Source organism: Microbacterium sp. P5_B6 (genome assembly GCF_056400345.1).
Window position 1 is genome coordinate 171,497 of sequence record NZ_JBFULL010000007.1, and the last position, 25,195, is coordinate 196,691.

28 protein-coding genes are annotated in these 25,195 nt (G+C 69.3%); 12 read left to right on the forward strand and 16 right to left on the reverse strand.

Translation table 11 applies throughout. The features are described from left to right. Positions 1-5 precede the first annotated feature (5 nt). Positions 6-1,160: an acyl-CoA dehydrogenase family protein gene (locus AC1DP3_RS12100; protein ID WP_477293563.1), complete on the reverse strand. Its 1,155-nt coding sequence runs from the start codon at positions 1,158-1,160 to the stop codon at positions 6-8. Between the two features lie 115 nt (positions 1,161-1,275). On the opposite strand from AC1DP3_RS12100, the gene AC1DP3_RS12105 reads away from it, so the two are divergent. Continuing rightward, positions 1,276-1,872, forward strand: coding sequence for an SACE_7040 family transcriptional regulator (locus tag AC1DP3_RS12105; protein ID WP_477293565.1), 597 nt, complete (start codon positions 1,276-1,278; stop codon positions 1,870-1,872). Positions 1,873-1,952: 80 nt separating this feature from the next. Here AC1DP3_RS12105 and AC1DP3_RS12110 read toward each other — a convergent pair whose 3' ends face one another. Genes AC1DP3_RS12110 through pdhA form a run of 3 tightly spaced genes read right to left on the reverse strand, consistent with a single transcriptional unit; the run spans position 1,953 to position 5,574 of the window. Continuing rightward, positions 1,953-3,434: a dihydrolipoamide acetyltransferase family protein gene (locus tag AC1DP3_RS12110; protein ID WP_477293567.1), complete on the reverse strand. Its 1,482-nt coding sequence runs from the start codon at positions 3,432-3,434 to the stop codon at positions 1,953-1,955. Next, entirely contained in the window at positions 3,431-4,441 is a 1,011-nt protein-coding gene (locus tag AC1DP3_RS12115) for an alpha-ketoacid dehydrogenase subunit beta (protein ID WP_477293569.1), read from the reverse strand. The genes AC1DP3_RS12110 and AC1DP3_RS12115 overlap by 4 nt, the downstream gene beginning before the upstream one ends. Further along, the gene (gene pdhA, locus AC1DP3_RS12120; RefSeq protein ID WP_477293571.1) at positions 4,438-5,574 is read right to left on the reverse strand and encodes a pyruvate dehydrogenase (acetyl-transferring) E1 component subunit alpha; all 1,137 of its coding nucleotides are present in this window, start codon (positions 5,572-5,574) and stop codon (positions 4,438-4,440) included. The genes AC1DP3_RS12115 and pdhA overlap by 4 nt, the downstream gene beginning before the upstream one ends. A 166-nt stretch (positions 5,575-5,740) precedes the next feature. Here pdhA and AC1DP3_RS12125 point away from each other — a divergent pair, with 166 nt between their 5' ends. Next, entirely contained in the window at positions 5,741-6,214 is a 474-nt protein-coding gene (locus AC1DP3_RS12125) for an Lrp/AsnC family transcriptional regulator (protein WP_477293573.1), read from the forward strand. Here AC1DP3_RS12125 and AC1DP3_RS12130 read toward each other — a convergent pair. Next, positions 6,186-7,163 (reverse strand): EamA family transporter, encoded by a 978-nt coding sequence (locus tag AC1DP3_RS12130; RefSeq protein ID WP_477293575.1) that lies wholly within the window; start codon positions 7,161-7,163, stop codon positions 6,186-6,188. The genes AC1DP3_RS12125 and AC1DP3_RS12130 overlap by 29 nt on opposite strands. Positions 7,164-7,233: 70 nt before the next feature. On the opposite strand from AC1DP3_RS12130, the gene AC1DP3_RS12135 reads away from it, so the two are divergent. Beyond that, positions 7,234-7,788 (forward strand): CGNR zinc finger domain-containing protein, encoded by a 555-nt coding sequence (locus AC1DP3_RS12135; RefSeq protein ID WP_477293576.1) that lies wholly within the window; start codon positions 7,234-7,236, stop codon positions 7,786-7,788. Between the two features lie 36 nt (positions 7,789-7,824). On the opposite strand, the gene AC1DP3_RS12140 is transcribed toward AC1DP3_RS12135, so the two are convergent. Then, positions 7,825-8,724 (reverse strand): alpha/beta fold hydrolase, encoded by a 900-nt coding sequence (locus AC1DP3_RS12140; protein ID WP_477293578.1) that lies wholly within the window; start codon positions 8,722-8,724, stop codon positions 7,825-7,827. Positions 8,725-8,829: 105 nt separating this feature from the next. On the opposite strand from AC1DP3_RS12140, the gene AC1DP3_RS12145 reads away from it, so the two are divergent. Then, a complete protein-coding gene (locus AC1DP3_RS12145; protein WP_477293580.1) occupies positions 8,830-9,561 on the forward strand; it encodes an exonuclease domain-containing protein in 732 nt (243 codons plus the stop codon). A gap of 71 nt (positions 9,562-9,632) precedes the next feature. Here the strand turns inward: AC1DP3_RS12145 and AC1DP3_RS12150 are convergent, their stop codons facing one another. The 3 genes from AC1DP3_RS12150 to glgA all read right to left on the reverse strand — a co-directional run bounded on the left by AC1DP3_RS12150 (position 9,633) and on the right by glgA (position 11,999). Beyond that, on the reverse strand, positions 9,633-9,884 hold the full coding sequence (locus tag AC1DP3_RS12150; RefSeq protein ID WP_477293582.1) for a type B 50S ribosomal protein L31: 252 nt from the start codon (positions 9,882-9,884) through the stop codon (positions 9,633-9,635). Between the two features lie 123 nt (positions 9,885-10,007). Beyond that, on the reverse strand, positions 10,008-10,796 hold the full coding sequence (locus AC1DP3_RS12155) for an ABC transporter ATP-binding protein (protein ID WP_477293584.1): 789 nt from the start codon (positions 10,794-10,796) through the stop codon (positions 10,008-10,010). Positions 10,797-10,805: 9 nt separating this feature from the next. Next, on the reverse strand, positions 10,806-11,999 hold the full coding sequence (gene glgA / locus AC1DP3_RS12160) for a glycogen synthase (protein ID WP_477293586.1): 1,194 nt from the start codon (positions 11,997-11,999) through the stop codon (positions 10,806-10,808). A 79-nt stretch (positions 12,000-12,078) separates the two neighbouring features. Here glgA and glgC point away from each other — a divergent pair, with 79 nt between their 5' ends. The 3 genes from glgC to AC1DP3_RS12175 are packed head-to-tail and all read left to right on the forward strand — an operon-like array spanning position 12,079 to position 14,766. Next, complete coding sequence (gene glgC, locus AC1DP3_RS12165) at positions 12,079-13,317, forward strand: glucose-1-phosphate adenylyltransferase (RefSeq protein ID WP_477293587.1); 1,239 nt, start codon at positions 12,079-12,081, stop codon at positions 13,315-13,317. A 58-nt stretch (positions 13,318-13,375) separates the two neighbouring features. Further along, entirely contained in the window at positions 13,376-14,017 is a 642-nt protein-coding gene (gene serB / locus AC1DP3_RS12170; protein WP_477293589.1) for a phosphoserine phosphatase SerB, read from the forward strand. A gap of 53 nt (positions 14,018-14,070) precedes the next feature. After that, positions 14,071-14,766 (forward strand): alpha/beta fold hydrolase, encoded by a 696-nt coding sequence (locus tag AC1DP3_RS12175; protein WP_477293591.1) that lies wholly within the window; start codon positions 14,071-14,073, stop codon positions 14,764-14,766. Between the two features lie 34 nt (positions 14,767-14,800). Here AC1DP3_RS12175 and fabG read toward each other — a convergent pair whose 3' ends face one another. Next, complete coding sequence (gene fabG, locus AC1DP3_RS12180) at positions 14,801-15,511, reverse strand: 3-oxoacyl-ACP reductase FabG (protein WP_477293592.1); 711 nt, start codon at positions 15,509-15,511, stop codon at positions 14,801-14,803. Positions 15,512-15,621: 110 nt separating this feature from the next. Here fabG and AC1DP3_RS12185 point away from each other — a divergent pair, with 110 nt between their 5' ends. From AC1DP3_RS12185 to AC1DP3_RS12200, 4 genes are read left to right on the forward strand one after another with little or no spacing between them, the layout of a single operon-like run. Further along, a complete protein-coding gene (locus AC1DP3_RS12185; RefSeq protein ID WP_477293594.1) occupies positions 15,622-16,089 on the forward strand; it encodes a DUF4190 domain-containing protein in 468 nt (155 codons plus the stop codon). A 47-nt stretch (positions 16,090-16,136) separates the two neighbouring features. Continuing rightward, positions 16,137-16,550, forward strand: a complete 414-nt coding sequence (locus AC1DP3_RS12190; protein ID WP_477293596.1) for a DUF3099 domain-containing protein — start codon at positions 16,137-16,139, stop codon at positions 16,548-16,550. Continuing rightward, a complete protein-coding gene (locus AC1DP3_RS12195; protein WP_477293598.1) occupies positions 16,547-16,762 on the forward strand; it encodes a hypothetical protein in 216 nt (71 codons plus the stop codon). Before AC1DP3_RS12190 ends, AC1DP3_RS12195 begins: the two co-directional genes overlap by 4 nt. Continuing rightward, on the forward strand, positions 16,759-17,631 hold the full coding sequence (locus AC1DP3_RS12200; protein ID WP_477293600.1) for an SURF1 family cytochrome oxidase biogenesis protein: 873 nt from the start codon (positions 16,759-16,761) through the stop codon (positions 17,629-17,631). The genes AC1DP3_RS12195 and AC1DP3_RS12200 overlap by 4 nt, the downstream gene beginning before the upstream one ends. A gap of 48 nt (positions 17,632-17,679) precedes the next feature. Here the strand turns inward: AC1DP3_RS12200 and AC1DP3_RS12205 are convergent, their stop codons facing one another. Then, a complete protein-coding gene (locus AC1DP3_RS12205; protein ID WP_477293602.1) occupies positions 17,680-19,278 on the reverse strand; it encodes an ABC-F family ATP-binding cassette domain-containing protein in 1,599 nt (532 codons plus the stop codon). 276 nt (positions 19,279-19,554) lie between these two features. On the opposite strand from AC1DP3_RS12205, the gene AC1DP3_RS12210 reads away from it, so the two are divergent. Further along, the gene (locus AC1DP3_RS12210) at positions 19,555-20,202 is read left to right on the forward strand and encodes a biotin transporter BioY (RefSeq protein WP_477293604.1); all 648 of its coding nucleotides are present in this window, start codon (positions 19,555-19,557) and stop codon (positions 20,200-20,202) included. 70 nt (positions 20,203-20,272) lie between these two features. On the opposite strand, the gene AC1DP3_RS12215 is transcribed toward AC1DP3_RS12210, so the two are convergent. The 5 genes from AC1DP3_RS12215 to AC1DP3_RS12235 are packed head-to-tail and all read right to left on the reverse strand — an operon-like array spanning position 20,273 to position 25,181. Continuing rightward, positions 20,273-21,331 (reverse strand): ABC transporter substrate-binding protein, encoded by a 1,059-nt coding sequence (locus AC1DP3_RS12215; protein ID WP_477293606.1) that lies wholly within the window; start codon positions 21,329-21,331, stop codon positions 20,273-20,275. Between the two features lie 25 nt (positions 21,332-21,356). Next, entirely contained in the window at positions 21,357-22,202 is an 846-nt protein-coding gene (locus tag AC1DP3_RS12220; RefSeq protein ID WP_477293608.1) for an ABC transporter ATP-binding protein, read from the reverse strand. Next, the gene (locus AC1DP3_RS12225; protein ID WP_477293610.1) at positions 22,199-23,245 is read right to left on the reverse strand and encodes a FecCD family ABC transporter permease; all 1,047 of its coding nucleotides are present in this window, start codon (positions 23,243-23,245) and stop codon (positions 22,199-22,201) included. Before AC1DP3_RS12225 ends, AC1DP3_RS12220 begins: the two co-directional genes overlap by 4 nt. After that, the gene (locus AC1DP3_RS12230; protein WP_477293612.1) at positions 23,242-24,255 is read right to left on the reverse strand and encodes a FecCD family ABC transporter permease; all 1,014 of its coding nucleotides are present in this window, start codon (positions 24,253-24,255) and stop codon (positions 23,242-23,244) included. The genes AC1DP3_RS12225 and AC1DP3_RS12230 overlap by 4 nt, the downstream gene beginning before the upstream one ends. Continuing rightward, positions 24,252-25,181: a siderophore-interacting protein gene (locus AC1DP3_RS12235; RefSeq protein ID WP_477293614.1), complete on the reverse strand. Its 930-nt coding sequence runs from the start codon at positions 25,179-25,181 to the stop codon at positions 24,252-24,254. Before AC1DP3_RS12235 ends, AC1DP3_RS12230 begins: the two co-directional genes overlap by 4 nt. Positions 25,182-25,195: the final 14 nt, after the last annotated feature.

Below are 25,195 nucleotides of genomic sequence, written 5' to 3' on the forward strand. Positions count from 1 at the left end.
CCACGCTACCCGTGCAGGCCGAGGGCGCGCGAGATGACGAGCAGCTGCACTTCGCTCGTTCCCTCGCCGATCTCGAGGATCTTCGAGTCGCGATAGTGGCGGGCGACCGCGTACTCGTTCATGAAGCCGTTGCCGCCGAACACCTGCGTCGCATCGCGGGCGTTGTCCATCGCGGCGTCGCTCGCCGTGAGCTTCGCGATCGCGGCCTCGGTCTTGAAGGGCTTCCCCGCATCACGCAGGCGGGCGGCGTGGCGCCACGCGAGCCGCGCGTTATGGACGCGCAACTGCATGCGGGCGATCGTGAACTGGATGCTCTGGCGGGTCGAGAGCGGCTCACCGAAGACGGTGCGCTTCTTGGCGTAGTCGACGGCCGCTTCGAGGCATCCCTCTGCGGCGCCCGTCGAGAGCGCGGCGATGGCGATCCGGCCCTCGTCGAGGATGTGCAGGAAGTTCGCGAAGCCGCGGCCACGCTCGCCGAGGAGGTTCTGCTCGGGAACCCGCGCGTCGACGAAGGTGAGCGGATGCGTGTCGGATGCATGCCAGCCGACCTTGTCGTAGGGCGCTTCGACGGTGAAGCCGGGCGTGCCGTTCGGCACCATGATGGTCGAGATCTCCTTGCGCCCGTCGCGCTCACCTGTCACCGCCGTGACGGTGACGAACCGCGTGATCTCGGTGCCGGAGTTGGTGATGAACTGCTTGGAACCGTTCACGACCCATTCGCCGCCGTCCAGGCGCGCCGTCGTGCGCGTCGCACCCGCATCCGAGCCCGCCTCGGGCTCGGTGAGGCCGAACCCCGCGAGTGCGCGTCCGGCCAGGAGATCGGGCAGGAGCTCCTGCTTCTGCGCGTCGTTCCCGAAGCGATAGACGGGCATCGCGCCGAGGCTGACCCCCGCCTCCAGGGTGATCGCGATCGACTGGTCCACCCGGCCGAGTCCTTCGATGGCGAGGCACAGCGCGAAATAGTCGCCGCCCTGACCGCCGAACTCCTCGGGGAACGGCAGGCCGAAGAGCCCGAGCTCTCCCATCTGCGCGACGACGTCGAGCGGCAGCGTCTTGGTGCGGTCCGCCTCGTATGAGCGAGGGGCGACCACCTCGTCCGCGAACTCCCGCACGAGCCCGGCGAGCTCGTTCTCTTCGTCGGTCAAGTCGTGCTGGTCCATCGAACTCCGTGTCATCCTCTTCGACGTCACGATCCCATCACAGACGTTGTCGCGACGCGGGCGCACTGGTTAGTGTTCACTAACCCGATGCTCAGGTTAGCGAGGATTAACTGAAATGACAAGCGGTCTCACCGAGCGCGACCGCGCGAAAGCCGACCGGCAGGCCGCCATCCTCCGCGAGGCGGCGCGGCTCTTCGCCGAGCGGGGCTTCAGCGGCGTCAGCCTCGAAGACCTCGGCGGAGCCGTGGGCGTCAGCGGTCCCGCCGTGTACCGGCACTTCGCCAACAAACAGGCTCTGCTCGGCGCCATCCTGCTGCAGGTCAGCGAGAAGCTGCTGAGCGGCGGGCGCGATGTGCTGGCGCGTGAGGAGGATCCCGGCATCCGTCTCGCCGCCCTGGTGGCCTTCCACGTGGACTTCGCCCTCCGCGATGCCGATGTCATCCGCGTCCAGGACCGCGATCTCGCGAGCCTCCGCGACGAGGATCGCAACCGGGTGCGGCGCCTCCAGCGGGAGTACGTCGAGCTGTGGATCCAGGTCCTCGCCCAGCTGCACCCCACGCGGACGGAGTCCGACCTCCGCATCCGCGCCCACGCGTGCTTCGGCCTGATGAACTCCACGCCCCACAGCCTGCGGGCTGCCCGGCTTTCGCCGTCGGATCGTGCGGCGCGCCCCGTCCTCGAGTCGATGGCACTCGCGGCGCTCACCAGCTGAGCGCACTCACCAGCTGAGAACGCTCGCTGCGGAAGGGCGACGGATGCCGCGCGCTCCCCGCGGCGACACCCGTCACTCCCTCAGCTCAGAAGCATGGCGCGAGCCGGCTCGCGCAGGAGCGACCCCACGTCCGCGAGGAACCGGGATCCCTGCTGGCCGTCCACCAGCCGGTGGTCGAACGAGAGCGCGAGCGTCATGACGTCGCGGAGGGCGATCTCGCCGCGGTGCTCCCAGGGCTGGCGGCGCACGGCGCCGAGCGCCAGGATGCCGGCCTCGCCGGGGTTCAGGATCGGAGTACCGGCGTCGACGCCGAAGACGCCGACATTCGTGATCGAGAACGTGCCGCCCATCATGTCGGACGGAGGAGTCTTGCCCGAGCGAGCCGTCTCGGCGAGCGCGCCGATCGCATCCGCGAGCTCGACGAGCGTCATGGCTTCGGCATCCCGGATGTTCGGCACGATGAGTCCGCGCTGGGTCGCCGCCGCGATCCCGAGGTTCACGTAGCCGAACTCCACGATCTCGCCGTGTTCGTCGTCCCAGTGCGAGTTGAGCTCGGGCGTCCGGGAGAGCGCCAGGCAGACGGCTTTGGCGGCGATCGCGAGAATGCCGATGCGATGGCCTTCGAGGGAACGGTCCGCCTTGAGCGACGCGATGAGCTCGGTGGTGGCCGTCACATCGACGGTGAGGAAGGTCGTGACGTGCGGCGCCGTGAAGGCGCTCCGCACCATCGCCTCGGCAGTGTGCTTGCGCACTCCCCTGATGGGAATGCGCCGTTCGCGCTGCCTCGACTCTCCGCCCGTGAGCGACGCCGGCGACGCCGGCGCGGCCTCTGCCGCGAGATCCTCGGCCGGCTCGACCTGGGTCCCGCCCCCCTTGCCCACACGCTCGGCATAGGCTTCGACATCCGCTCGCGTGATCAGTCCCGACTCGCCGGTGGGCTCCACCAGCGCGAGGTCCAGTCCCAGATCCTTCGCGAGCTTGCGCACCGGCGGCGTCGAGCGCGGGCGCTCGATCGGAGCGTCCATCGTGTCGGGGGCGTGCAGCACGTCGTGGGGCGCGGCCTCGAGGACGGCCGTGTCGGACGCGCTGGAGACGGATGCCGCGGCGATGCGCGCGCGACGCTGAGGGCGTCCGCCGGCACGGGGTGCGGCGCCGTAGCCGACCAGATTGGGCGGGGCGGCCTCGTCGGCGGAGGCCACGGGAGCCGGGGCGGCCGCCGAAGGCGTGCCTGCCTCGGCGATCGCGCGACGGGTCGCGGGAGCCGGCGTCACGCTGGCTGCGGGCGCCTCCGCTCGAGGCGCGGCCTCGGGCGCGGCATCCGTCTCCGCCACGTCGAACGCGATGAGCACGGAACCGACGGTCACGACGTCGCCAGGCTCTGCGTGCAACTGCGAGATCACGCCGGCGTACGGCGACGGGAGCTCGACGACGGCTTTCGCCGTCTCGACCTCGGCGATCGTCTGGTTCAGCGCGACCTGATCGCCCTCGGCGACGAGCCACTGGACGAGCTCCGCCTCGGGCAGCCCTTCGCCCAGGTCGGGAAGCCGGAACTCGGTGATCACTCGATCACCCCGCTCAGGCTGTTGGGGCGGTCGAGCACCCGGTCGACGCCGTCCAGGATCCGGTCGAGGTCGGGCAGGTGGTGCTTCTCGAGCTTGGCGGGCGGATAGGGGATGTCGTGTCCGGTGACGCGCACAGGCGCCGCCTCGAGGTAGTTGAAGCACTTCTCCGTGATGCTCGCGATGAGCTCGGCTCCGACGCCCGCCTCGCGCGCCGCCTCGTGTGTCACGACCACTCGCCCGGTCTTGCGGACCGAAGCGGTCACCGTGCGGTAGTCGACCGGCGAGATGGACCGCAGGTCGATGACCTCGATCGAGATGCCGTCGTCCTCGGCTGCGGTCGCAGCATCCATCGCCGTCGCCACCTGCGCACCGTAGGTGAGCAGGGTCACATCCGTCCCTTCTCGCGCGATGCGAGCGAGGCCCATCGGCGGCTGGTCGGCGAGATCGGCGCCCAGGTCGACGTCGCCCTTCGTGTGGTACAGCCGCTTCGGCTCGAAGTAGACGACGGGGTCATCGCTTGCGATGGCCTGTCGCAGCATGACGTACGCGTCCTGGGGATTCGACACCGCGACGACCCGCAGGCCCGAGGTGTGCACGAAGTACGCCTCAGGGGACTCGGAGTGGTGCTCGGCCGCACCGACGCCGCCGGCCCACGGGATACGGATCGTGAGCGGCATCTTCACGTTGCCGCGGGTGCGGTAGTGGAGCTTCGCGACCTGGCAGACGATCTGGTCGAATGCGGGATACACGAAGCCGTCGAACTGGATCTCGACGACGGGCCGGTATCCACGGAACGCGAGGCCCACGGCGGTGCCCATGATCCCGGACTCGGCCAGCGGGGTGTCCACGACCCGCTGCGCGCCGAACTCGTCGAGCAGCCTGTCAGTGACACGGAACACGCCGCCGAGCTTCCCGATGTCCTCCCCCATCACGAGGACCTTCGGGTCATCGGCCATTGCTCGGCGCAGCCCCTCATTGACGGCCTTGGCCATGGTGAGCTGGGTCATCGTCCCGCCTCCGCTTCCGCCGGCGCGAACCCGCCGAGGTAGCGGGCGAAGTGGTCGCGCTGCTCTGCGAGTCCGGAGTGCGGCTCTTCGTACACGTGATCGAAGACGCCGATGGGCTCGCGCGAGACGGCACCGAGTGCGGCGGCGCGGACCGCGGCGCCGAGGCGGTCGGCATCCGCGGCGACCTCGGACTGGAAGTCGTCGCCGAACTGGTTCTGCGAGCGCAGGAGCGCCTCCACGCGTGCGATCGGGTCGCGACGGCGCCAGCGCTCGACCTCTTCCTTATCCCGATAGCGCGTGGGGTCGTCCGACGTCGTGTGCGGACCCATCCGGTAGGTCACCGCCTCGATGAAGGCGGGTCCCTTTCCGCTGCGCGCATGATCGACCGCCCAGCGCATGGCGGCGAGGCCGGCCAGGACGTCGTTGCCGTCGATGCGCATGCTCGGGATGCCGAATCCCGGCGCGCGCCCGGCGATCGGGAACTTCGCCTGAACCGCGACGGGCTCGGAGATCGCCCACTGGTTGTTGGTGCACACGAAGACGACAGGAGCGCGGAAGGACGACGCGAACACGAGCGCCTCGTTCACATCGCCCTGGCTCGAGGCGCCGTCGCCGAAGTATGCGGCGGCGACCTGGTCGGTCCCGTCGCGTTGAACGCCCATGGCGTAGCCGACGGCGTGGAGGGTCTGCGCGCCGATGATGATCTGAGGCGTGGCCGTGTTGATGTCGTAGGGGTTGTAGGTCGAGTGCTCTTCGCCCCGCCATGCGATGACGAAGTCGGCCGGCTTGGCACCGCGCACATGCTGGACGCCGATCTCCCGGTAGCTCGGGAAGGCGAAGTCATCGTGGCGCAGCGCGTGGGCCGTTCCGACCTGCACGCCTTCCTGCCCCTGGCATGGCGCCCACAGTCCCAGCTGCCCCTGACGCTGGAGCGCGACGCCTTCAGTATCGATCCGTCGCACCAGCACCATGTCGCGATAGAGCTCGCGGAGAGCAGCGGCATCGATGTCGGTGACCCAGCGGTCGAGCTCCGGATCGGCGACGCGTTCGCCATCTTCATTCACCAGACGCGCGACATCGTCGACGTCGGTTGCGAGGTCTGTCTGCGGTGTAAGGGTGTGCATCGTCGTCATCCCTTCGTGAGTCGATCAGCCCTCGTGAGGCGATCGTCTTCCGAGCGCCGGCATCGTCGCCGGCACTTTCAGGCTACGTCGATCTTGCACCTCGCTCAAGCATCAGCACTTGAGTTGAGCATGTTGCACTGACAAGGCCGCCTTTGGGGTGCTAATCTTTCGCACTATGAGCACCCTCGATCGAGTTGACCTCGAGCTCCTCGCCGCCCTGTCCGCAGATCCCCGCGCCACCGTCGTCGCACTCTCCGATCGGCTCGGGATGTCGCGCAACACGGTCCAGGCACGCATGGCACGACTCGAGCGCGCAGGGGTCTTCCTCTCGTACGAGCGTGCCATCTCTTCGGCCGCACTGGGGTTCCCGATCGAGGCTTTCGTCAACGTCATCGTGCGCCAGGCGGACCTTCCGCGGATCAGCCAGGAGCTCACGCACATCCCCGAGATCATCCAGGTGCACGGGCTGAGCGGCCAGGTGGATCTGCTCGTCAGAGTCGCCTGCCGCGACACGCAGCACCTCTTCGAGACGGATGCCCGCATCCTCGCCATCGAGGGCATCGAGCGGACCGAGACCTCGCTGGTGATGGGCGAGGTCATCGGCTATCGCGTGGCACCCCTCATGGAGCTGGCACAGCAGGAGGCGTGACGGCGTCCTCGGTCCGCTCGGCATCCATCCGCACCAGGATCACGCCGAGGAGGATCAGCGCTCCGCCGGCGAACTGCACGGGAGCCGGGACTTCAGCGAGGAAGAGCCACGCGAATCCGAGCGCGAAGAGCACCTCCGACAGCCCGACGAAGGACGCGACACGCGCCCCCACGCGGGGCACGGCCATCACGCCGAGCGCGTAGCCCACCGTCGTCCCGACTGCGGCCACCCAGAAGAGCGGCACGAACCAGGGAACCGCCACCCCGGCCAGCACGACGTCGACGGCCGGTGCGGCGAACGGGAGGATCCCGATCGCGCAGAGCACCGCCATCAGCAGCGCGCCCACGAGGAGCCCGCCGGACGCGAGGGCGAGGGGCGGCAGGTCATCGCCGGTCCGCTCGCCGATGAGGAAGTAGGCGCCCACGCAGACGGCTGCTCCCAGGGCCAGGAGGGTTCCGATGAGATCGAAGGAGGCGCCCGAGATGTCGACGACGAGCACGAGCCCGGTGACCGCCACCGCGGAGCCCACCAGCACCAGGCGCGAGGGCGTCCGCCGCGTGCGGATCCAGGCGAGGCCCACGAGCAGCACCGGTGCGAGGTACTGGATGAGGAGCGCGACGGCGACCGGCATCCGCTGCATCGCGGAGAAGAACAGGATCTGACACCCGGCCACCGCCGTGAGGCCGAACCCGAGCACGATGCGCCAGTGCCGCCGGACGAAGGAGCGCTCCTTGCGGATCGCGAGGAACAGGGCCGGCGAGAGGATGAGCCCCGACACGCCCATCCGCACGAGGAGGGCTGCGCCCAGCGACCAGCCCGACTCCAGGAGCGGCTTCATGAAGGGTCCACTGGAGGAGAAGGCGAGCGCCGATGCGACGGCCATGACCAGACCAGCGGTGCTGACGCGCCGGGTGGGGGCGATTGCGACGCGAGTGGCGGTTGCCGTCATGTCATCCGCCTGTCATGAGTGTAGAAGGTTACACTCGTGACAGTAGCCGCTGCCGACGTCAGGAGTCAACATGGTGTTCATCCATGACACCGGACGGTCGCTCGCAGCCGTCGTCGACCTCGTCAATACGCTCCCYGGGCACGATGACCCCGACACCCTGCAGACGATCGCCGACCTCGACCGCTTCCTCGCCGCGAACCCCTACACGGGCCGGATCGCTCGCAGCACGGGCGAGCTCACGGCCCTGCGCGGCATCCGCTCACGTCTACGCCGTCTCTGGGACGTCGCACGCGACGAGGCCGTGCCGCTCGTCAACGAGATGCTGCGCGATGGCCACGCCCTCCCCCAGCTCGCGATCCACGACGGGTACGACTGGCACGTCCATGCCACCTCCGACGACGCCCCGCTCGCCACGCGGATCCTGGTCGAAGCGGCGATGGCGTTCGTCGACGTCATCCGCTCCGACGAGTACGAGCGGATCCGCGTGTGCTCGGCTGACGACTGCGACGCCGTCTACATCGACTATTCGCGCAACGGCTCGAAGCGCTACTGCGACACCGGCAACTGCGGCAATCGCATGAATGTCATCGCGTACCGGGCTCGGAAGGCGCGAGAAACCGTCTGATCCTCGATCAGGGCCGGGCCGGAGCAACGACGGGCGTCATCGCGTACCGGGCTCGGAAGGCGCGAGAAACCGTCTGATCGCCTCCGCCGCCGCAGCCGGCGTCTCGTAGTGGATCAAGTGCCCGACATCCGGGATCTCGACCAGCTCGGCGGACGGGAAGAGCGTCGCCAGATGGCGCTCCGCCTCGATCGGGGTGATGTCGTCCTTCTGCGCGGCCACGAGCAGCGTGGGCTGCGTGATGCGCGGGGCGAACGCCCGGACGTCGTGGGACACCGACGTGACGAACGCCTCGTGGAGGACGTCGCGATCGGCGAAGCGCGAGAAATAGGTGTCGTGCTGGTCGTGGATGAATCGGCGCAGACCGGGATCGCGGGTCTTGGCCATCGAGACGCTCATGATCCGCACGATCAGCGGGTTTCGCAGGAGCCACTCCCCCACGCGCTGGGGCAGACGGGCGCCGGCCCAGTAGTAGAACACGGCCAGTCGGGTGAGGATGCCGCGCGGGCCTTCGAGCGCGGGCGCGCCGATCGGATTCACGAGGATCAGACGCGGCGTCTCGAGGCCGCCCGCCACCGCTCCGGCGGCGACGATGGATCCGAAGGAATGGCCGAGGATCACCGCGCCCGGCGCGACGGCAGCAGTGAAGGCGATGAGCCACTCGGCATAGGCGTCCAGGTCATGGCGCCGGCCCGGGAGCGGCGCCGTCTCTCCGAAGCCGGGCAGATCGGGCGACACGATGCGCACGTGAGGAAGGTGCGCCACGACCGGCTCCAGCCCATGGTGCTCACCGCGGAAGCCGTGGACCACGACGACGGTCGTCTCGGCCTCGTCCGACCCGTAGGTCCAGTACGCGGTGGTGCCGCCGAGGATCTCGATGTCGCGACGCACGACGGGGATCTCGGCGAGCAGTGAGGAGTACGGGCTTGCGACGGGCACGGGTCGAGTCTACGAACGGGAGCCGGGAAGCCGCCGTGACCGGGCCGCCGGCTGGGGCAGCGCGCCTGGCAGCCGATGTCGGGACCGGCGCATACCGTGATCGGCATGGATGCCTCGCCCGCCCAGCCGCTGCCCCTTTTCCCGGTGCCGGAGTGGACGCGCGTGGTGGGGGTGTTCGACCTCGAGACGACCGGAGTCGACGTCACGAGCGATCGGATCGTCACGGCGCACGTGGGGGTGCTCGATGCCGACGGGCGGGTCCTGAGCGCGCGCGACTGGATCGCCGACCCGGGCATCGAGATCCCCGAGGGCGCCACGGCGGTACACGGCATCACCACCGAGCACGCCCGAGCACACGGCCGCCCCGCTCAGGCGGTGGCAGCAGAGGTCGTCGCCGCGCTCCGAGGGATTCTGGATGCCGGCATCCCGGTCGTCGCCTACAACGCACCCTACGACTTCTCGCTGCTGAAGCACGAGGCGCTGCGCCACGGGCTCGAGCCGATTCTGCAGCCCTCCCCCGTCATCGATCCTCTTGTCGTCGACAAGGCCTACGACCGCTGGCGACGCGGCAAGCGCACGCTCACGGTGGTGGCCGAGCACTACGCCGTTCGGCTCGACGGCGCCCACGAGGCATCCGCCGACGCGATCGCGGCCGGACGAGTCGCTCAGGCGCTCGCCGAGCGCTATGCGCCTTGGCTGCCCGAGAGCGCCGAAGAGCTCCACACCCGGCAGATCGCCTGGGCGCGGGCGCAGGCGGCCAGTCTGACCGAGTACTTCATCCGCATCGGCAGGCTCGACCCGGAGGAGCAGCTCGACGGAAGCTGGCCGATCCGCTGATCGACGTGTTCGGCGGTGACCTCGCCGGAACGACGAAAGCCCCGCCGAAGCGGGGCTTTCGCGTGGGCTGCTTACTTGGAGCCGAAGTTCTTGAAGCGCTGGTTGAACTTCTCGACGCGACCGGCCGAGTCCATGATGCGCTGCTTGCCCGTGTAGAACGGGTGCGAGGCGGACGAGATCTCGACGTCGATGACGGGGTACTCGACACCGTCCAGGTCGATCGTCTTGTCGCTCGTGACGGTGGAGCGGGTGAGGAAGGTCTCGCCCGAGCCCAGGTCACGGAAAACGACTGCCTTGTAGTCGGGGTGGATTTCAGTCTTCATGAGAAGTCCTTTGAGGTGAGTGCTCTGGATTTTGCCAGGGCGGTCAAAGTCTGCGGTGCGAACGCACCAAAGAGCGATTCTATCAGCCCGGAGTGGGTTCCGTGGAATCGTCCGGCGGAGGGCTCAGGCGGAGGCCGCGCGTGCGGAGTGCCGGCCGTCTTCGGACGTCAGATTGATGGGGAGCCCGAACGTCGCCGTGAGGTTCTCGGCGGTGAGCGTCTCGTCGATCGGACCCGCCGCCACGATGCCGCCGTCGCGGATCAGCAGAACGTGCGTGAACCCGACCGGGATCTCCTCTACGTGGTGGGTGACCATGATCATGGCGGGCGTCGTGGGCGCCTTCGCGTACCCGGCGAGCAGCGTGAGGAGCTCTTCGCGTGCGCCGAGGTCGAGGCTCGCGGTGGGCTCATCGAGCAGCAGCAGCTCGGGGTCGGTCATGACCGCGCGAGCGATCTGAACGCGCTTCTGCTCACCGTCCGAGAGCGTGCCGAAGGTGCGGTCCGCGAGGTGGTCGAGCTTCCATTCGGCGAGGACGCGGAGGGCTCGCCGCTCGTCGATGTCCTCGTAGTCCTCATTCCAGCGCCCGAGGACCGAGAACGCGGCCGTGAGCACCACGTTGATGATCGTCTCGTCCTGGGGGACGCGCTTCGCCATCGCGGATGATGCGAATCCGATGCGCGGCCGCAGTTCGAAGACGTCGGCACGGCCGAGGCGCTCGCCGAGGATCGTCACCGTTCCCGCGGTCGGATGCATCAGCGTGTCGGCCAGCTGGAGCAGCGTGGTCTTTCCGGCGCCGTTCGGACCGAGGATGACCCAGCGCTCGTCGTCGTTCACCGACCAGTTCAGGTGATCGACGATGTCACGGGAATTTCTGCGGACGACGACGTCGGAGAACTGGAGGACTTGCGCCATGCCGCCAGCCTATCGGCCCGTTCGGGCCACCTCTGCGTAGAGGGCCTGGGTCTCCTGCGCGATGGATGCCCAGCTGAAGTCCTGCGCCGCCCTCTCGCGTCCGGCCGCCCCGTAGGCCGCCGCACGCTCGCGATCACTCACGACCTCGGTGAGCACTCGGGCGAGGTCCTCGACGAACTTCTCGGGGTCGATGGGCGTGCCCGTGCCGTCCTGAACCTGCTCGATCGGCACCAGGCGGCCGGTGACGCCGTCGACGACGACCTCCGGGATGCCGCCGGTCGCCGTGCCCACCACCGCAGCGCCGCACGCCATGGCCTCGAGGTTCACAATCCCGAGCGGCTCATAGACCGACGGGCACACGAACGTCGTCGCCGCGCTGAGAATCGTGCACAGCTCGTGTCGCGACAGCAGCCGGTCGATCCAGACGACGCCTTCGCGCGTCTCCTGGAGCCGCTTCACCAGCCCTTCCACCTCGGCCATGATCTGCGGGGTGTCCGGGGCTCCCGCGCACAGCACCAGCTGGACGTCCGGCGGCAGCAGCTCGGCAGCGCGCAGCAGGTACGGCAGACCCTTCTGGCGGGTGATCCGCCCCACGAACACGATGGAGGGCTTGGATGCGTCCACTCCGAGTTGCGCGAGGAGCTCGGGGTCGTCGACGGGATGCCATGCCTCCACGTCGATGCCGTTGTAGATGACGCGCACCTTGCCGGGGTCGAGCGACGGGTAGCTGCGCAGGATGTCACCGCGCATGCCCTCGCTCACCGCCACGATMGCGGCCGCTCCTTCGTATGCCGTCTTCTCGATGTAGCTCGACACCGCATACCCGCCGCCGAGCTGCTCCGACTTCCAGGGCCTGAGCGGCTCGAGACTGTGCGCTGTCACGATGTGCGGGATGCCGTGCAGCAGCGATGCCAGGTGTCCGGCGAAGTTCGCGTACCAGGTGTGGCTGTGCACCACATCGGCACCCGCGGCATCCGTCACGATCGCAAGGTCGGTGCCGAGGGTCTGGATGGCGGCATTCGCGCTGGCGAGCTCGGCCGGAACCGCGTACGCGGTCGTTCCCGGCTCGTCCCGCTCGACCCCGAAAGCCCGCACCTGGACGTCGATCGACTCCCGGAGCGCCTTCACCAGCTCCGTGACGTGGACGCCTGCTCCGCCGTAGATCTCCGGCGGATACTCCTTCGTGATGATGTCGACGCGCATGGCACGAAACCTAGTACACCAAGACACTCCGGTGAACCCGGCTACCGATCTGACGACAGGCGGCCCTAGGGTGGGTCCCATGCCAGCAGCGCCGAAGGTGTTCGGAATCGTCCTCGCCGGTGGCGAGGGCAAGCGCCTCATGCCCCTCACCGCGGATCGAGCGAAACCTGCGGTGCCGTTCGGCGGCCAGTACAGGCTGATCGACTTCGCCATCTCGAACCTCATCAACTCGGGGCTCCGGCAGATCGTCGTGCTGACCCAGTACAAATCGCACAGTCTCGACCGCCATATCTCGCAGACGTGGCGCATGTCGGCGCTGCTCGACTCGTACGTGGCCTCCGTGCCCGCGCAGCAGCGCCTCGGCAAGCGGTGGTTCTCGGGCTCCGCAGATGCGATCCTGCAGAGCCTCAACCTGATCAACGACGAGAAGCCCGACATCGTCGTGGTCATCGGCGCCGATCACGTGTATCGCATGGACTTCCGGCAGATGCTGGATGCCCACATCCAGTCCGGTGCGCAGGCGACGGTCGCCGGCATCCGCCAGCCGATCTCGCTGGCGAACCAGTTCGGCGTGATCGACATCGGCGAGGACAACCGGATCAACGAGTTCCTCGAGAAGCCGCAGAACCCGACCGGGCTCGCCGATTCCCCGGGCGAAGTGCTCGCCTCGATGGGCAACTACATCTTCGACGCCCAGGCGCTGATCGACGCGGTCGAGGCCGATGGCGAGCTGCCCACGTCGAACCACGACATGGGCGGCGACATCGTCCCGTACTTCGTCGGTCGCGGCGAAGCCGGGGTCTACGACATGAAGCGCAACGACGTGCCGGGATCCACCGATCGCGACCGCGACTACTGGCGGGACGTCGGGACGATCGACTCGTTCTTCGACGCCCACCAGGACCTCATCTCGACCCTGCCGATCTTCAACCTGTACAACATGGAGTGGCCCATCCACTCCCAGACGGTCAACTCGCCGCCCGCGAAGTTCGTGCGCGACTCCGTCGGGCGGATGGGCAACGCGATCGACTCGATCGTGTCGCTGGGGTCGGTCCTGTCAGGGACGCACCTGGAGCGCAGCGTTGTCGGGCCCTGGACCCTCTCCGGCGGCGGATCGACGATCACGGACTCGGTCCTGTTCGACCACGTCCGGGTGGGTGCGGGCGCCCGGGTGCACCGCGCGATCCTCGACAAGAACGTCGTCCTCCACGATGGCGCCACCGTCGGGGTCAATCGCGAGCGCGACCTCGCCCGCGGCTTCACCGTGACCGAGAGCGGCATCACCGTGGTGGGCAAGGGCGCGATCATCGAGCGCTGAGCACGAGCTGCTCCCGCCGCGTCGTCGGGCGCTTCGGCGTCCCGGTACGGTGGACGTCGTGCCTGCGACATCCACCCGCTTCCTCGTGGTCCTCGATGCCGACTCGACGCTGATCCGCAACGAGGTCATCGAGCTCATCGCAGACGAAGTGGGCCGTGGTGCCGAGGTGGCCGCAGCCACCGAAGCGGCGATGCGGGGCGAAGTGGATTTCGCCACCAGTCTGCGCTCTCGCGTGCGCGCGCTCGCCGGGGTGCCGGTGTCGGCGTTCGGGCACGTGCTGGCGCGGATCGAGCCGACGCCCGGCGTGCGCGAGCTCACCGCCGCCGTCCACGAGCGCGGAGGTCGGGTGGGCGTCGTCTCGGGCGGCTTCCACGAGATCCTCGACACGATCGCCCCCGCGCTCGGCGCTGACGTCTGGCGCGCCAATCGGCTCGCGGTCTCGGGCGGCGTGCTGTCCGGTGAAGTGGACGGCGGGATCGTGGATGCCGAGGTCAAGGCGCAGACCCTCAGCGCCTGGGCGCACGACGCGGGGGTCGCACTGTCTCACACGATCGCCATCGGCGACGGAGCGAACGACCTGCGGATGATGGCGATCGCGGGGCTCGGCATCGCCTTCAACGCGAAGCCCGCGGTCCGGGCACAGGCCGATCTCGTCGTGGGGCCGGTCGATCTGCGCGAGGTCATCCCGCTCCTCCCCTGACACGTGAACTCTCAGCGGTGCAGGATGTCGGAGGGCGCAGCTAGCGTCGGGGGATGGACATCATCCTGGTTCCGGGCCTGTGGCTCGACTCGTCTTCATGGGATCCCATCGTCGCGCCGCTCGAGGCTGCCGGCCACGACGTGCACGCACTGACCATGCCCGGTGTGGGGGTTCCCGCGCCCGCGTCGTCCGATATCGGCATCGCCCAGTGGGTCGATGCGGTGGTCCACGAGGTCGACGCCTTCGAGGGACCGGTGGTGCTGGTCGGCCATTCGGGCGGCGGCAACGTCGTGTGGGGTGCGGCGGACGCCCGTGCCGAGCGCATCGCCCGCGTCGTCTTCGTCGACGCGGTGCCGCCACCGGACGGTCGCGGCATCTCCGAGTTCGACATCGTCGACGGGGTCATCCCCTTCCCGGGCTGGGATTTCTTCGACGAGCCCGATGTCGCCGACCTCGACCCGCAGGTGCGAGAGCGGACAGCCGCGAGGATGGCATCCGTCCCGGCCAGGGTGCCGACCGATCCTCTCGCCCTGGGCAACGCCGCCCGTCATCGGGTGCCGGCGACGATCCTCTCCGGCGGTCAGGACGAGAGCGCACTGCGCGCCGCCCTCGCCGACTGGGGGCCGTGGGCAGACGAGTTCGCGGCTCTCGAAGCCGTCGAAGTCGTGACACTCGGCACCGGACACTGGCCGCAGTTCTCGCAGCCCGATCTGCTCGCCGAGAAGATCCTCGCCGCCATAGAGCGGTGAGCGCGGAGGCGATGGTGAGCGCGCTGCGCGGCTGTCAGTGCCCCATGCCGAGACCGCCGTCGACCGGAATCACGGCGCCGGAGATGTACGCGGAGTTCTCCGACGCGATCCACGTGACCACGCCGGCGACTTCGTCGGGCGTGGCGAACCGACCCGCCGGGATGTTGCGCTTGTACTCCGCCTGCGTCTCGTCGGGAAGAGCGGCCGTCATGTCGGTCTCGATGAAGCCGGGAGCGACCACGTTGGCGGTGATGCCGCGGCTTCCGAGCTCGCGGGTGAGCGAGCGGGCGAAGCCCACGAGGCCGGCCTTCGACGAGGCGTAGTTGATCTGGCCGGGCGATCCGTAGAGCCCGACGACGCTCGAGATGAGGATGACCCGTCCCCACTTCGCGMGGAGCATGCCCTTCGACGCCCGCTTGACGACGCGGAACGCGCCGCCCAGGTTCGTCGCGACGACACTGTCGAAGTCGTCCTCCGTCATGCGCAGCAGCAGGGTGTCCTTCGTGACTCCCGCGTTCGCGACGACGATCTCCACCGGACCCAGCGCCGCCTCGACCTCGGTGAAGGCGGCGTCGACGGCAGCGGCATCCGTCACATCAGCGCGAACGGTGAGCGTTCCCTCTGGGCCCTCGCCCGAGCGGGCCGTCACGGCGACCTTGTAGCCCTCTGCGACGAAGCGCTCTGCGATGGCGCGGCCGATGCCGCGGTTCCCGCCGGTGACGAGGACGACGCGATCAGTGGACATGGAGGCTCCCGGGCGGTCATGACGGTGGACCCCATCAGCCTATCGGCGCCGTTTGACAGGCCCGGGCGGCGCTGGAAGCCTGGAGTCGACACGAAAGGCGATGCCACGACATGAGCGACCCGAACAACGGCGGCACCCCCGCCGGTGAGAACAACCCCCAGCCGCCGGCGTACGGCCAGTCCGCACCGACGTATGGTCAGCCCGCGCCGCCCGCGTATGGTCAGCAGGCCCCCGGCTCCACCACCCCTCCCGCCTACGCGGCTCCCTCCTACGGCGCGGCCCCCGCGTACGGCGCATACTCAGCGCCTCGCAAGACGAACACCCTCGCCGTCGTGTCGCTGATCTCGTCGCTCGTGGGATTCTTCATCCTGCCGTTCATCGGCTCTGTGGTCGGCATCATCACGGGACACATGTCTCTCAGCCAGATCAAGCGCACGGGTGAAGGCGGTCGTGGCCTGGGTCTCGCGGGAACGATCGTCGGGTGGGTCGGCCTGGCCCTGGCGATCATCGGCACGATCGTCCTCATCGCCTGGGCGAGCTACTTCTTCTCGAACATGCAGGAATATCAGACGATGTGACCGTGGGCACGGCCGCACCTCCGCGCGCGGCGTACCCTTGAATCATCGTGAAGAACTCGAGCGGAGCACAGTCTGCAACCTCGCTCCCGCGTGCGCCTCAGGACGAGGTGGGGGCCCGTTCGCGGCGCTATCTCATCACGATGGGCGTGCGTGTCGCCTGCTTCATCCTCATGGTCGCCGTGCAGCCCTACGGCTGGTACACGTGGGTGTTCGCCCTCGGGGCGGTCGTGCTCCCGTACGTCGCGGTCGTCACCGCGAACGTCGGGCAGGACTCGCGAGCGACGCGGCGAAGCGAGAGCCCCGAGCGCGCACTGCCGGCGACCCCGTCCCCGATGACGCAGGCCGGCGACACCGGTGTGGTTCGGATCGTGGAGCAGCGTTCGATCGGCTCCGAGTCCGCGCCCCGCGTGGCCGACGAGCCGCCGGCCTCGGCGCCCGACCAGCGGGACGCGCCGGCATGACCGCAGCGACCGAGACCGCGACCTGTTCGCGGGCGGGGTGCCGCGCGCCGGCGACGTGGCGCGTCGACTGGCGCAATCCCCGCATCCACGCGCCCGATCGGCGCAAGACCTGGGTCGCCTGCGACGAGCACCGCGACTTCCTCCGAGACTTCCTCGCGACACGAGACTTCCCCGTCGAGGTCGCTCCGCTCGAGGCGGATGATCCCTCGTGAGCCGACAGGATGCCCCCGCCGCGGTCCGCTGGACCGCGTACGTCGCCGTGGCCGTGGTCTTCGCCATCGCCTGCGCCTTCCTCGCCAACTGGCAGTTCACGCGGAATGCGCAGCGGTCGGCCCAGCTCGCTCTCGTCGAGCAGAACTACGATGCCCCTCCCGTCAGCCTCGACGAGCTGATCCCCACGGGAGGCGCGTTCGACCCCGCCGACGAATGGCATCCCGTCGCGCTGACGGGCGTCTACCTCGCAGACGACCAGCTCCTCGTGCGAGGGCGAGCCCACGGCGGCAGCGCGGCCTACGAGGTGCTCGTGCCGTTCGAGCTCGAGAACGGTCGGGTGCTGCTCGTCGATCGGGGCTGGGTGGCGCCCGGCGAGAAGCAGAACGAACCCGACGTCGTTCCTGCGCCTCCTCAGGGCACTGCGACGGTGATCGTCCGCCTGCGTCCCGGCGAGCCCCTTCCCGCCTCTGGCCGGTCGGCACCCGAGGGCCAAGTGCCCACGATCCACCTGCCGACCGTGGCCGACGCCATCGATCCCGCGGCCGGTGAAGCCCTCGAGCTGAGCGCCTACGGCCTCATGGACTCCGAGGACCCGGCGCCGGCGACCCGGCCTGAGCCGCTCGAGGCGCCCTCGGCCGATCCGGGACCCCACCTGTCGTATGCGATCCAGTGGATCCTCTTCGCGATCATGGGCTTCGTCTTCATCGGCTACATCATCCGCACCGAGCGGGCCCACAGGCGGGAAGAAGCCGAGGATGCGGCGCTCGGCGACGAAGCGGCATCCCCTCGCGATCCTGCCGTGAAGCGGCGCTCCCGCGACCGGGACGCCGAAGCAGAGGACGCGCTCGTCGAGTCGAGCGGGAACTGACGCGAGCGACCGATCGACCGGCGTGTGCGCCTCCCCGTGGAGGAAGCCTTACGCCAGCTCGACCAGCTCTGCGTAGTCGCGGCCCCAGAGATCCTCGACGCCGTCCGGCAGAATGAGGACCCGCTCCGGGTTGAGCGCCTCCACGGCACCCTGATCGTGGGAGACGAGGACCACCGCCCCCTCGTAGTGGGCGAGAGCGCCCAGGATCTCCTCGCGAGAGGCGGGATCGAGGTTGTTCGTCGGCTCATCGAGCAGCAGCATGTTCGCCGATGACACGACCAGCGTCGCGAGCGACAGTCGCGTCTTCTCTCCCCCGGACAGCACGCCGGCAGGCTTGAGCACATCGTCGCCCGTGAAGAGGAACGAGCCCAGGACCTTCCGGGCATCCGTCGCAGTGATGTCGGGGGCCGCCGACATCATGTTCTCGAGCACCGAGCGCGAGACATCCAGGTTCTCGTGCTCCTGTGCGTAATAGCCGATCTTGAGGCCGTGGCCGGGTTCGAGCTGGCCGGTGTCGGGCTTGTCGACGCCGGCGAGGATGCGCAGCAGCGTCGTCTTGCCCGCGCCGTTGAGTCCCAGCACGACGACCTTCGACCCGCGGTCGATCGCGAGGTCGACGTCGGTGAAGATCTCGAGCGACCCATACGACTTCGACAGCCCGGATGCCATGAGCGGCGTCTTGCCACAGGCTGCGGGTTTCGGGAACCGGAGCTTCGCGACGCGCTCCTCCTGGCGGACGTCGTCCAGGCCCGACAGCATCTTCTCGGCGCGCGCGACCATCTGGTGCGCGGCGGCTGCCTTCGACGCCTTCGCGCCGAAGCGGGCGGCCTGCAGCTGCAGCTGCGTCGCCTTCTTCTCGACGTTGACGCGCTCCTTCTTGCGGCGCTCCTCATCGGCGACGCGCTGGCGGAGGTAGTTCTTCCAGTTCATGTTGTAGACGTCGATCACCTGGCGGTTGGCGTCCAGGTAGAACACGCGGTTGACGGTCTCGCCGACGAGCTCGACGTCGTGGCTGATGACGATCAGGCCGCCCTTGTAGTTCTTGAGGAACTCGCGGAGCCACACGACGCTGTCAGCGTCGAGGTGGTTGGTGGGCTCGTCGAGGATCATCGACTCGGCATCCGAGAACAGGATGCGCGCGAGTTCGATGCGGCGCCGCTGACCACCCGAGAGCGTGCTGAGGGGCTGGTCCAGGATCCGGTCGGGAAGAGAGAGGTTGTGGGCGATCGAGGCCGCCTCGGCCTCGGCGGTGTAGCCGCCGAGGGCTTCGAAGCGCTCGGTGAGGTTCGCGTACTTCCGCATGGCCTTGGCTGCGGCATCCGGAGAATCGGAGCCCATCGCGAGAGATGCCTCGTGCATGCCGAGTGCGAGCGTGCCGAGTCCCCGCGCGTCGAGGATCCGGGTGCGGGCCAGCATCTCGGGATCGCCCGAGCGCGGGTCCTGGGGCAGGTAGCCGAGTTCGCCGTGGCGGTCGACCCTGCCGTCGGCGGGAAGCAGGTCGCCGGCGAGCACCTTCGTCAGCGTCGTCTTGCCGGCGCCGTTGCGCCCGACCAGACCGACTTTGTCGCCGTCCGAGACGCGGAACGACACGTCCGACATGAGGACGCGCGCGCCTACGCGGATTTCGAGGTCGTGCACGGCGAGCACAGCGGACGTCCGTTTCGTAGAGGGAGAGTTGCCGACCGAGAGGCCAGCCACTCAGTATATTCGTCGCGACCTGGACGAAGACCCGGCCCGAAGTGCCGTCAGGCTGCGAAGCGCGGACCGGCACTGCCCCCCTGTTGAGAGGAATGGCACATCAGGATGCCGCGGCATTGGTACGTCATCTCCGAGAGCCGCGCCGGACCACCGCCATAGTATGAGTCGCGACACCGCCCTTCCCCTTCCCGCCGTTCCCGGCGGGACACGAAGCCAAGGAGCTCCATGTCCGCTCTCTCCGCCGCCCCTGCAGCACCCGCCCGAGTCCCGGTTCTCGCAGACCTCATCGCCCGCCCCTCCGCACGCGCCCGAGCCTTCGCGCTCGACGCCGGGCTCGTCGTCGCCGGCGCCGCCGTCGTCGCACTCCTGGCGCAGGTCGAGATCCCCCTGTGGCCTGTGCCGATCACCGGGCAGACGCTCGGGGTCATCGTGGTCGGCGCGGCGCTGGGAGCCTGGCGCGGTGCCGCTGCTCTCACGACCTACCTGCTCGTCGGACTCGCCGGCCTGCCGGTGTTCGCAGGGTTCACGGGCACGGTCGCCGCGCTCGGCAAGCCCAGCTTCGGATTCATCGTCGGCTTCATCGCCTCCGCCTTCGTGGCTGGGTGGTTCGCGCAGCGCGCGTGGGATCGCAAGCCGCTTCTCGCCTTCGCCGGGTTCGCACTCGCGAGCGTCATGCCGTTCGTGTTCGGCATCCCGTACATGGCCTTCATCCTGAACGTCGTCGGCGGTGGCGAGTTCTCGTTCGAGCAGATCCTCGGGTTCGGCCTCTGGCCGTTCATCGTCGGCGGGATCATCAAGGCGGGCATCGCGGCCCTCCTCATCCCCGGCGCCTGGGCCCTCGTGCGGAAGGCCGACAAGACCAAGGACGCCTGACCTCTCCGTCGYGCACGAAGGACCCCGGCCGATCGGCCAGGGTCCTTCTGCGTGACGGGCGCAGCCCCGCTCAGCCCTGGGCGACCGCTGTCGCCGTCGCCAGYTGCTCCACGATCGAGGGGAGGATCCACGGCAGGGTCAGAGCGGTCGGCGAGATCGCGGCGACGTTCTCCTCGCCGATGATGGCGCCGACGGCTCCCTTCCCGACGGCGGGGATGATGCCCGTGCGGTCCGAGGTGAGGAAGGTCGTCAGCGCCTCCTGGCTGTCGGTCTGCGTGAAGATCACGTCGGCATCGATCTTGTCGAGGTTCTCGCTGCTCACGGTCGTATAGAACGTCGACTCTCCTGTGTCGAGGTCGGTGACGGCGGGCGCGGACGTGAAGCCAAGATCCTCGAGGATCTCCACCCGCGGGTCGGCGGGCAGATACAGGTAGAACGTGTCGACATCGTCAGCGGCGTACGCGATGCTCGTTCCCTGGAATTCGGGATGCTGGGCCGCAGCGTCCTCGACGAGGCCGTCCAGGTCGCCGATGAGCTGCTCAGCCTCATCCGCAAGGCCGAGAACCGTGCCCGTGTCGGTGATCACATCGCGCCAGGGCGTGGACCAGAGCGCCTCTTCAGGCGCGACGACCGGGATGCCGGCCGCAGTGACGGCGTCGTACTCCTCCTGCGTGAGGCCCGAGTACGAGGCGATGAGCACATCGGGATCGGTGGCCAGGAGCTCCTCCACCGAGAGCTCGTAGGTCGCATTGTCGAGGATCACGGGCGACTCGCCGCCGAGCTTCTCGATCGCGTCCTCGACCCAGGGCGTGATGCGGTCATCGCCCCCGCCGTAGTCCATCGAGGCCATCGCGACGGGGACGATTCCGAGTGCGAGCACGGCGTCGGTGGCTCCCCAGCCCCACGTCGCCACGCGCGCCGGCGCCGTGTCGATCGTGGTCTCGCCGTAGATGTGCTCGAAGGTCACGGGAAAGGCCGTCGAGTCCCCCGGGGCCGCCGAGGCCGGGGAGTCCGGCGCCGCTCCAGACGATCCGGCGCACCCGCTCAGAATGAGGGCGCCGGCTGCCGCGAGCGCACCGAGGGCACCCAGGCGTCGGAAGGGTCTGACGGGACGAACGGGAGAAGACATTGCTGTGGTGCTTCCTTTCGTGGGGTCATTCCGTGTCGGCGGCGACGTGCGAGCCACCGGGAACGGGAACGACGAGTGGGGTCTGGGTGAGCGGGTCGGAAATGACGAGCGCATCGAGCGAGAACGCCTCCGAGATGACCTCGGCGGTGATGACCTCCGACGCCGTCCCCTTCGCGACGATCCGGCCGTGCGACATCACGACGAGGTCATCGGCGTATCGGGCCGCGAGATTCAGTTCGTGCAGGACGACGACGATCGTCGTGCCGTCGGTGCGGTTGAGGTCACGCAGCAGGTCGAGGACCTCGATCTGATGGCTCAGGTCGAGGAAGGTCGTCGGCTCGTCGAGCAGCAGGATCCTTGGGTTCTGCGCAAGCGCCATCGCGATCCAGACGCGCTGGCGCTGTCCGCCCGACAGGTCGCCGACGGGCCGGTCGGCGAGCTCCGAGACTCCCGTACGCCGCATCGCCTCCTCCACCCGCTCGGTATCTGCGGCGTTCCATCGCTGGAAGACGCCGCGATGCGGGTGACGGCCGCGGGCGACGAGCTCGGTGACGGTCAGCCCGTCCGGCGCGGACGGATGCTGCGGCAGCAGTCCGACGGTCTGCGCGAAGCCGCGGCGTGGGATCGTCGCGACATCCGCTCCATCCAGCTCGACCCGGCCGGCGAGCGGACTGTTCACCCGGGCGAGAACGCTCAGGAGGGTGGATTTGCCGCAGGCATTCGCGCCGATGATCATCGTGATGCGTCCTGGCGCGATCTCCAGGTCGAGGCCCTCGATCACGCGACGGCCGGGATAGCCCGCCGAGAGAGCCCTCGCGGCGAGCACGGGGGCGGCGGGGCCAGAGCGGGCAGGACCGGGCGACGCGGTCACAGCTGACGTCCCTTCGAAGTCGTGAGCAGCCAGAGCAGGAAGACCGCCCCGAGAGCGCCGGTCACCACGCCCACCGGCAGCGAGATGCCCGGAACCGCGTACTGCGCGATGAGATCGGCGCCGGCCAGCAGAAGTGCGCCGACGGCGGCGCTCGTGCCGATGGCGACGGCTCCGTGCCCCAAGAGCGGGCGCGCGATCGCCGGAGCGCACAGCGCGATGAACGAGATCGGGCCGACGAACGCGCAGGTGGTGGAGGTCAGCAGCACCGCCACGACGACCGTGACGACCCGGACCGCATCCGGTCGCACCCCGAGCGAGACGGCGGTGCCGGCGCCCAGCTGTGTCAGAGGCAGCCACCGCGCGCACGCGAGGATCGCGGGCAGAGCGACCACCGAGACGATGAGCACCACAGCGACGTTCCACCACGGCGTCGATGCGAGACTGCCCGTGAGCCAGATGAGCGCCGCCTGCGCGAGCTCGACCTGCGCGCGGGTCATGAGATAGCCCGTGATGGCGACGCACAGGAACGCGACGCCGATCCCGGCGACCACGAGGCGGTACTCGCCGTCGCCGCGCCGGCTGCCCGCGAGCAGCAGGAAGGCCGCCACGACGAGTCCTCCGACGAAGGCCACGACCGCGAGGAAGGGCCCTGTGATGCCGAGCACGAGGATGCCGAACACAGCGGCGACGCCTGCTCCTCCGCTGATCCCGAGCAGGTCGGGGCTCGCGAGCGGGTTGGAGAGCAGCGACTGCAGCAGTGCACCCGAGACGCCGAGCGCCGCACCGGCGACGATGGCCATCGAGAGCCGAGGCGCGCGGAGCTGGAACACGACATAGCTCTCGATCCGCTCGCCGCCGCCCCAGAGAGTCCGCCACAGATCCCCCGGCGCCAGGGCGTAGTCCCCGACCGACAGCGAGATCGCGGCGACCACGGCCAGCGACAGCAGGACGCCCGTGACGACGATGATCCGGCGGCGCCGCACGCGTGCACGGACGACCGCGACGGTCGGCGCGGGCGCGGGCCCTGTCGACACAGCGGTCACAGGACCACCTGCCGTCGCCGGAGGACGAGCGAGATGAGCATCGGCGCGCCGACGAAGGCGACGACGAGTCCTGCCTGCACCTCTCCGGGAGGCGCGATCACGCGACCGAGGACATCGGCGATCAGGAGCACGAGGGCTCCGGCCGGCGCGCCGATGAGCAGGAGCCAGCGATAGTCCGACCCGACGAGCCCGCGGAGGGTGTGCGGAACGAGCAGCCCGAGGAACACGATGGGGCCCGCGATCGCCGTCGCTCCCCCGCAGAGCAGGATGGTCGCCAGGATGCCGAGCGTGCGCGTGCGTGCGACATTGTGACCGAGCCCGGTCGCCGTGTCGTCGCCCAGAGCGATCAGGTCGAGGCCGCGTGCGCAGAGTCCGGCCAGGATCATCCCCGCGATGATGGGAACCACCACGGCGGCCGCGGAGTCGAGGCCCCTGGCCGTCAGCCCGCCGACCTGCCAGTAGCGGTAGACGTCGAGCGCCCGGATGCTGGTGGTGAGGATGAAGAGGCTCACGGCCGTGAGCCCGGCCGTGACGGCGGCGCCCGTCAGGGCGAGCTTCGCGGGGTTGCCGCCGTCGGGTCCGCGTGAGCCGATGACGGCGACGACCGCCGCCGCGACCGCTGCGCCCAGGAAGGCGAACCACACGAAGCCCGAAGGCTGGGTGATCCCGAGCAGCGTGATGGCACTGAGGACCGCGACCGAGGCGCCGGCGTTCACCCCGAGCAGCCCGGGGTCTGCGAGCGGATTGCGAGTGAGGCCCTGCATGAGCGTGCCGGCGACGGCGAGCGCTGCGCCGGCGAGGATCCCGATGACCGTGCGGGGCACCCGCTGGGTGAGGACCACCGTGTGGTCGTTGTTGCCGGGCTCGGCTGCGAAGAGGGCCTGGATCACCGACGAGGGCGCGATGGCGCGCGCCCCCACGCCGAGGCTGAGGACGACCGCGCCCGCGAGCAGGACGATGACGCAGGCCAGTACGACGCGCGCCCGTCGGGTGCGGGCGGCGCTGTTCATTCGATCCGCTCTGCCTGACCCAGCCGCCAGTAGCCCATGAATGCGACGCGCTTGCGATCGACCCCGTGCTGACTGACCAGCAGGCGGCGGAGGGTCTTCACCGTTGCCGCCTCACCGGCGATCCACGCATAGAACTCCCCGTCCCCGTCCTCGGGGCTGTCCCACAGCAGTTCGCTGTCGACGTCGATGTCGGCGACCTCCTGACGGCGCGGAGCAGCGGCGCGAGCGAGCACCTCGAGGTTCGTGCCCGTCCAGTCGGTGAGGGCCTCGATCAGCGACGTCCCATGGGCGCGGTCCTGACGAGGGAGCCACCGCAGTCGGAACCTCGGGGGGCACGCCACCGGGACGACGTCGGCCGCTGTCGGAATCTCGATGAACGCGTCGACCTCGAAGTCAGCGGGAAGCATCTCGAGGATCGAAAGGATCGCGGGGACCGCGGTTTCGTCCCCGGCGAGGACGACTCGCCGTGCCGTGCCCGGATGCCAATCCAACCCGCCACCCGAGTGAGGGCTGCGCGCGTCGGGACCCACGATGATCAGGCGCTGCCCTGCCGTGGCGCTCTCCGCCCACGCGCCGGCCGGTCCCGCGTCGTGGTGCACGACGAAATCGACATCGAGTTCCCGTCGCTCGGGGTCGATCCGCCGGACGGTGTAGGTGCGGAACGCATTCCGCTGTGCCGTCGGCAGCGCCCGCCAGCGCTCGTACCAGTCTCCGGCGCCGTCGTCCTGACCCAGATCCGAGAAGGTGCCGTCGGCATGCGGCAGCACGATCTTGATGCGCTGATCCAGCCGTGCCACCCCGAAATGCTCGAACTCCGCAGCCGTGAAGGTGACCCGCATGAAGTGCGGCGTCAGGCGGCGTACCCGGGCGACTTCGGCCGTGTACGGACGGTACGCAGGCCGGACGGCGGTCTGAGTCGGAGTCATGACGTTAGGCTAGC

What these genes read in the sequence shown, in the direction of transcription:
- AC1DP3_RS12100 (WP_477293563.1), bottom strand. Translation starts at nt 1,160, where the DNA reads ATGGACCAGCACGACTTGACCGACGAAGAGAACGAGCTCGCCGGGCTC.
- AC1DP3_RS12105 (WP_477293565.1), top strand. Translation starts at nt 1,276, where the DNA reads ATGACAAGCGGTCTCACCGAGCGCGACCGCGCGAAAGCCGACCGGCAG.
- AC1DP3_RS12115 (WP_477293569.1), bottom strand. Translation starts at nt 4,441, where the DNA reads ATGACCCAGCTCACCATGGCCAAGGCCGTCAATGAGGGGCTGCGCCGA.
- pdhA (WP_477293571.1), bottom strand. Translation starts at nt 5,574, where the DNA reads ATGACGACGATGCACACCCTTACACCGCAGACAGACCTCGCAACCGAC.
- AC1DP3_RS12125 (WP_477293573.1), top strand. Translation starts at nt 5,741, where the DNA reads ATGAGCACCCTCGATCGAGTTGACCTCGAGCTCCTCGCCGCCCTGTCC.
- AC1DP3_RS12130 (WP_477293575.1), bottom strand. Translation starts at nt 7,163, where the DNA reads ATGACGGCAACCGCCACTCGCGTCGCAATCGCCCCCACCCGGCGCGTC.
- AC1DP3_RS12145 (WP_477293580.1), top strand. Translation starts at nt 8,830, where the DNA reads ATGGATGCCTCGCCCGCCCAGCCGCTGCCCCTTTTCCCGGTGCCGGAG.
- AC1DP3_RS12150 (WP_477293582.1), bottom strand. Translation starts at nt 9,884, where the DNA reads ATGAAGACTGAAATCCACCCCGACTACAAGGCAGTCGTTTTCCGTGAC.
- AC1DP3_RS12155 (WP_477293584.1), bottom strand. Translation starts at nt 10,796, where the DNA reads ATGGCGCAAGTCCTCCAGTTCTCCGACGTCGTCGTCCGCAGAAATTCC.
- glgC (WP_477293587.1), top strand. Translation starts at nt 12,079, where the DNA reads ATGCCAGCAGCGCCGAAGGTGTTCGGAATCGTCCTCGCCGGTGGCGAG.
- AC1DP3_RS12175 (WP_477293591.1), top strand. Translation starts at nt 14,071, where the DNA reads ATGGACATCATCCTGGTTCCGGGCCTGTGGCTCGACTCGTCTTCATGG.
- AC1DP3_RS12185 (WP_477293594.1), top strand. Translation starts at nt 15,622, where the DNA reads ATGAGCGACCCGAACAACGGCGGCACCCCCGCCGGTGAGAACAACCCC.
- AC1DP3_RS12195 (WP_477293598.1), top strand. Translation starts at nt 16,547, where the DNA reads ATGACCGCAGCGACCGAGACCGCGACCTGTTCGCGGGCGGGGTGCCGC.
- AC1DP3_RS12210 (WP_477293604.1), top strand. Translation starts at nt 19,555, where the DNA reads ATGTCCGCTCTCTCCGCCGCCCCTGCAGCACCCGCCCGAGTCCCGGTT.
- AC1DP3_RS12230 (WP_477293612.1), bottom strand. Translation starts at nt 24,255, where the DNA reads ATGAACAGCGCCGCCCGCACCCGACGGGCGCGCGTCGTACTGGCCTGC.
- AC1DP3_RS12235 (WP_477293614.1), bottom strand. Translation starts at nt 25,181, where the DNA reads ATGACTCCGACTCAGACCGCCGTCCGGCCTGCGTACCGTCCGTACACG.